The sequence below is a fragment of the Delftia sp. GW456-R20 genome (assembly GCF_001622915.1).
GTDB lineage: Bacteria > Pseudomonadota > Gammaproteobacteria > Burkholderiales > Burkholderiaceae_C > Comamonas > Comamonas acidovorans.
Genome location: NZ_LWCN01000004.1, coordinates 1,503,817 through 1,510,000 on the forward strand (window position 1 = coordinate 1,503,817; position 6,184 = coordinate 1,510,000).

3 protein-coding genes and 2 rRNA genes (1 of these 5 cut by a window edge) are annotated in these 6,184 nt (G+C 60.7%); all 5 read right to left on the bottom strand.

What is annotated here, in order from left to right:
- Nucleotides 1–85: 85 nt before the first annotated feature.
- Entirely contained in the window at nt 86–1,459 is a 1,374-nt protein-coding gene (locus A4F85_RS12110) for a uracil-xanthine permease family protein (protein WP_063326716.1), read from the bottom strand.
- 47 nt (nt 1,460–1,506) lie between these two features.
- The gene (gene guaD / locus A4F85_RS12115; protein WP_063326717.1) at nt 1,507–2,925 is read right to left on the bottom strand and encodes a guanine deaminase; all 1,419 of its coding nucleotides are present in this window, start codon (nt 2,923–2,925) and stop codon (nt 1,507–1,509) included.
- 19 nt (nt 2,926–2,944) lie between these two features.
- Nucleotides 2,945–3,688: a 16S rRNA pseudouridine(516) synthase gene (locus tag A4F85_RS12120; RefSeq protein ID WP_013803370.1), complete on the bottom strand. Its 744-nt coding sequence runs from the start codon at nt 3,686–3,688 to the stop codon at nt 2,945–2,947.
- A 129-nt stretch (nt 3,689–3,817) separates the two neighbouring features.
- Nucleotides 3,818–3,930 (bottom strand): 5S ribosomal RNA (gene rrf, locus A4F85_RS12125).
- Between the two features lie 124 nt (nt 3,931–4,054).
- A 23S ribosomal RNA gene (locus A4F85_RS12130) occupies nt 4,055–6,184 on the bottom strand; it runs 743 nt beyond the window's last position.

The following is a 6,184-nucleotide window of genomic DNA, read 5'->3' on the forward strand; positions in this document are numbered from 1 at the left end:
CACGCCTCTTCCAGCAAAAAGGCCATGCGCAACAACTGCGCATGGCCTTTTCTCATGGGTTTGCGGGCGCAGACCCCTGCGGCGTTCAGACCACCTGGTCCTTGGCCGGTGCGTCGTCCCCCTGCGCACGCGGCAGGATGAGGTTCATCACCATGGCGGCCATGGCCCCCACGGTCACGGCCGAGCCCAGCAGGTACTGCAGCATGTCCGGCAGGGTCTGGACCCAGTCTTTGGGAGCCAGCGTGGCGAAGAAGGAGCAGATGATGGGCACGCCCACCACCAGCATGGCGCGCTCGTCCAGGCGCACATGGCGCAGGATGCGGATACCCGCCATGGCAATGGTCACGCAGACCACGGCGAACATGCCGCCGATCACGGGCGAGGGAATGGCCGCAATCAGCGCCGAGAACTTGCCCAGAAAGCCCAGGCAGGCCAGCACCAGGCCGGCTGCAATGAAAACCATGCGGCTGGCCACGCCGGTGATCGAGATCACGCCCGCATTGGTGGAGTAGCCGGTGACGGGCGTGGCGCCTATCAGGGCGGCCACGCTGCAGCTCAGGCCCTCGCCCACGGCGCCACGGTCGAGCTGGCGGCTGGTGATGGGCTGGTTGATCACGGCCGATACCGCAAACCAGGTGCCCGTGGTTTCCGCCATGACCACCAGATAGATCACGACAAAGGTCAGCACGGCAGGCAGGCTGAACTGCAGCGGGTAGTCGATGCCGGCCAGCTTGGGCAGCGTAAGCCAGGGCGCATCCGCAACCGGCTGCCAGGCGAACAGGCCCATGGCCCAGGCCACGGCCGTGCCGCCGGCCAGCGCGATGATCACCGACGACAGCCGCATCCAGCGGCCTAGCCGGTTGTCAAAGCGCAGGCCCAGCATCATGGCCGCGATCAGCAGCGCCGCCGACACCGAAGCCAGGGCAATGGACTGGTTGACCGTCATGCCGCCATGCACCGAGAACACGTTGGCGCTGAGCGCAATCGGCAACAGCGACAGCCCCACCACGAGGATGATGGTGCCGCCGACGATGGGCGGCACCAGCCAGCGGATCACGCGGTGGAACCAGCCCAGCGCACCCAGTGCGATGACGATCAGAGCTCCCGGAATCAGCGCGCCATAGACGGCTCCCATGCCGCCGAAGCCGCCGCCCGCGCCAAAGGCCACGGCCAGGATGGCACCCAGCGGAATGTAGGAAGGCCCTTGCGCAACAGGCATGCGCATGCACCAGGCGGTCTGGATCAGCGTGCCCACGCCTGCGGCAAGAAAGGTGGACTGGATCATGGACGCCGCATCGGCTTGCGACAGCGCCAAGGCCGAGGCAATGATGAAGGGCACGACATACACGTCCATGGCCATCACATGCTGCAGGCCCAGCAACAGGGCCTGTGACAGCGAGACGCGGTCGTCGGGGCGGGCGATCAGGCGCCCTTCGTAGGAGGAGGTCGGTTCGGTCATGGGACGGAAAAATGCGGAAAACGGCCGCAGCGCAAAGACTGCGGCGCTCAGACAGCAGTGACAGCGCCGGCGGCCTGGCGCCGGTGCACGCACTCGCCCTGCACCCAGGTACTGGCCACATTGGCGCGCGTGGCGTGGTGGATGATCTTTTGCAGAATGTCGGCCGGGCCATCCGCGCCGGGCCAGATCTGGACATTGGAGTCAGGCCCCTGGCAGTCGATGGCCAGGGCGTCCATGGCGTGGCCGGGCTCGATGCGGCCAATCGGCAGGTCCAGCGCATCGCCCCCCGCCGCCGTGGCCAGCCACAGCGCAAAGACGTGGTCGATGCGGGCCTGCACGCCCTGCCCCGCCCTGCCGCGCTGCGAAGCGCCCAGGGCCGGGTCCACCCCCTCATGCAAGGCCAGCGAGGCCGTCATGGCGTGGCGGCAGGCATCGAACATGCTGGGGCTGTAGCCGCCCGAGATGTCCGTGGCCAGCCCCATGCCCAGGCCCTGCTCACGGCCGCTGCGGGCCGGGAACACGCTGTTGGCGAAATAGAAGTTGGACAGAGGGCAATGCGCTACCGAGGCGCCCGTGCGCGCCATCAGTGCCACGTCATCGGCCGTGAGGAAGTTGGCATGGGCCACGACCGTGCGGCGCGTGAGCAGGCCGAAATCATGCAGCGCATGCGCATCGGTGCGGCCCTGGCGTTCCAGCACATGGGCATGCGCCCAGTCGCTCTCGGAGCAATGGGTTTGCACATGGGCGCCGGTGCGTCCAGCCAGGTCGCCCAGGCCGCGCAGCAGCTCGTCGGTGCACGAAGGAATGAAGCGCGGCGTGATCACCGGCAGCACGCGCTGCTGCGCGTTGTCCGGATGCTGGCGCAGCCAGTCGATGAAGCGCGCCGTCTCGGCAATGCCTTCGGCGGCGCTGGCGTCCTTGTAGTACGGGGGGCATTGCGACGGCTCGTCCATCGCCACCTTGCCCACCAGGGCGCGCTGGCCCAGGGCCAGGCAGCGTTCGGCGAGCACCTGGTTGCCCACGGCGTGGATGGTGCCGAAGTACATGGCCGTCGTCGTGCCATTGGCCAGCAGCGTGCGCACCACGCTGTCGTAGACCGAAGCGGCAAAGCCGGCATCGCTGTAGCGCGCTTCCAGGGGAAAGGTGTACTCCTGCAGCCAGGTTTCCAGCGGCACATCCAGGGCCTTGCCGCTTTGCGGCCATTGCGGTGCATGCACATGCAGGTCCACCATGCCGGGCAAAAGGTACTGGCCTTCGGGCAGGCGCTGCAGCGTGCCTGCGGCCGCATGCGCGGCCTCCAGAGCGGCGCGGCGGGGATCACCGCGCTCCAGCACGGCATCGATCATGCCGCGGCTATCCACCACGATCAGCACGTCCTGCTGGATACGCAGCGCATCCGGCACGGGCGCATCGAAAGCAGTGCACAACAGGGCCCAGCCCTGGCCAGGGTCAGCGGAATTCATCATGGAAACGCGGCCCCCTGCCTCACTTGGCCTTGAGCTTGGCCAGGTCCTCGGCCGTCAACCATCGCCACTGGCCCGGCTGCAGGTCCTCGGTGAGCTCCAGCTCGCCGATCTTCCAGCGATGCAGGCCCTCGACGCGATTGCCAACGGCCGCGATCATGCGCTTGACCTGGTGGTACTTGCCTTCGGTCAGCGTGAGGTCCAGCACATGCTCGCTCACCTGCTCACAAGCAGCGGCCTTGACGGGCTTGGGGTCATCGTCGAGCACCACGCCGTCGAGCAGGCGCTGCACCTGGCCGGCATCGACCGGATGCTTGGTGGTCACGCGATAGATCTTGGGCACATGCTTCTTGGGCGAACTCATGCGGTGGATGAACTGACCGTCATCGCTGAGCAGCAGCAGACCCGTCGTGTCCTGGTCCAGCCGCCCCACGGCCTGCACGCCCTGCACGGCACCCTTGTTCGGGCGCAGCCGCAGCGGCAAGGGCAAAAGCGAGTAAATGCTCGGATAGGTCGACGGTTTTTGCGAGCACTCCGTGCCCGCCGGCTTGTGCAGCAGCACATAGCCCAGCGCGTGATAGGCCCACTCCACGCCCTGCACGCGATAGCGCAGGCCTTCAGGATCGATGTCCTGAGTGGAGTCGAGGCAACGCACCCAGTCATTGGCCTCGGTGTCCCACAGTTCCACCCAGCCCTGCTGGACCAGTCCCGAACACACGCGGCGGATGCCGAACCCTTGGGAATACAGAATGTCTTGCAGTTGCATGTTCATCTTTCAAGCCGTTTGCGCCCACCATGGCGCACGCACATCGCGCAGGCGACGATACAAGTACTTCTGCGCAAACAAGCAAAAAACCCCGTAGCTTTGGGCTACGGGGTTTCTTGGGCTGTAAGAGCCTGACGATGACCTACTTTCACACGGGAACCCGCACTATCATCGGCGCAAAGTCGTTTCACTGTCCTGTTCGGGATGGGAAGGAGTGGTACCAACTTGCTATGGTCATCAGGCATAACTTGTTGTCATGCTGCTCATGGAGCAACACAACGAATTCATAGAGTCTGTAATCAGCTTTGTATTTTGACTGCGCCTTACTTGGCATAACCACCTTGATGATCACGTCATCAAAGTTATAGGGTCAAGCCTCACGAGCAATTAGTATCAGTTAGCTTAACGCATTACTGCGCTTCCACACCTGACCTATCAACGTCCTGGTCTTGAACGACTCTTCAGGGGCTCAAGGCCCCGGCAGATCTCATCTTGAAACGAGTTTCCCGCTTAGATGCTTTCAGCGGTTATCTCTTCCACACTTAGCTACTCGGCAATGCCACTGGCGTGACAACCGATACACCAGAGGTGTGTCCACTCCGGTCCTCTCGTACTAGGAGCAGGCTTCCTCAAATCTGCAGCGCCCACGGAAGATAGGGACCAAACTGTCTCACGACGTTTTAAACCCAGCTCACGTACCTCTTTAAATGGCGAACAGCCATACCCTTGGGACCGACTACAGCCCCAGGATGAGATGAGCCGACATCGAGGTGCCAAACACCGCCGTCGATATGAACTCTTGGGCGGTATCAGCCTGTTATCCCCAGAGTACCTTTTATCCGTTGAGCGATGGCCCTTCCATACAGAACCACCGGATCACTATGTCCTGCTTTCGCATCTGCTCGACTTGTCAGTCTCGCAGTTAAGCACGCTTATGCCATTGCACTATCGTCACGATGTCCGACCGTAACTAGCGTACCTTCGAACTCCTCCGTTACGCTTTGGGAGGAGACCGCCCCAGTCAAACTGCCTACCATGCACTGTCCCCGATCCCGATAAGGGACCTGGGTTAGAACCTCAAACGCACCAGGGTGGTATTTCAACGTCGGCTCCATGAGAACTAGCGTCCTCACTTCAAAGCCTCCCACCTATCCTACACAGATCCGTTCAAAATCCAATACAAAGCTACAGTAAAGGTTCATGGGGTCTTTCCGTCTTTCCGCGGGGAGATTGCATCATCACAAACATTTCAACTTCGCTGAGTCTCTGGAGGAGACAGTGTGGCCATCGTTACGCCATTCGTGCAGGTCGGAACTTACCCGACAAGGAATTTCGCTACCTTAGGACCGTTATAGTTACGGCCGCCGTTTACTGGGACTTCAATCAAGAGCTTGCACCCCATCATTTAATCTTCCAGCACCGGGCAGGCGTCACACCCTATACGTCCACTTTCGTGTTTGCAGAGTGCTGTGTTTTTATTAAACAGTCGCAGCCACCGATTTTTTGCAACCGCTTTGGGCTCCCTTTGTTCAAGTTCACCTACTTGCGGCATACCTTCTCCCGAAGTTACGGTATCAATTTGCCGAGTTCCTTCTCCAGAGTTCTCTCAAGCGCCTTAGAATACTCATCTCGCGCACCAGTGTCGGTTTGCGGTACGGTCGTGTGTAGCTGAAGCTTAGTGGCTTTTCCTGGAAGCAGGGTATCACTCACTTCGTCTGCAAGCAGACTCGTTATCACCCCTCATCTAAGCCCGGCGGATTTGCCTACCAGGCACGACTACAGGCTTGAACCAACATATCCAACAGTTGGCTGAGCTAACCTTCTCCGTCCCCACATCGCACTACACATCGGTACAGGAATATTGACCTGTTTCCCATCAGCTACGCATCTCTGCCTCGCCTTAGGGGCCGACTCACCCTACGCCGATGAACGTTGCGTAGGAAACCTTGCGCTTACGGCGAGGGGGCTTTTCACCCCCTTTAACGCTACTCATGTCAGCATTCGCACTTCTGATACCTCCAGCACCCGTTACCAGGCACCTTCACAGGCTTACAGAACGCTCTCCTACCACTTGCAATAAATTGCAAATCCGCAGCTTCGGTAACTGGCTTAGCCCCGTTACATCTTCCGCGCAGGACGACTCGATCAGTGAGCTATTACGCTTTCTTTAAATGATGGCTGCTTCTAAGCCAACATCCTGACTGTTTTAGCCTTCCCACTTCGTTTCCCACTTAGCCAATTTTAGGGACCTTAGCTGGCGGTCTGGGTTGTTTCCCTCTTGAGTCCGGACGTTAGCACCCGGTGCTCTGTCTCCCAAGCTGTACTCTGCGGTATTCGGAGTTTGCATAGGTTTGGTAAGTCGCCATGACCCCCTAGCCTAAACAGTGCTCTACCCCCGCAGGTAATACTTGAGGCACTACCTAAATAGTTTTCGGAGAGAACCAGCTATTTCCAAGTTTGTTTAGCCTTTCACCCCTATCCACAGCTCATCCGCTA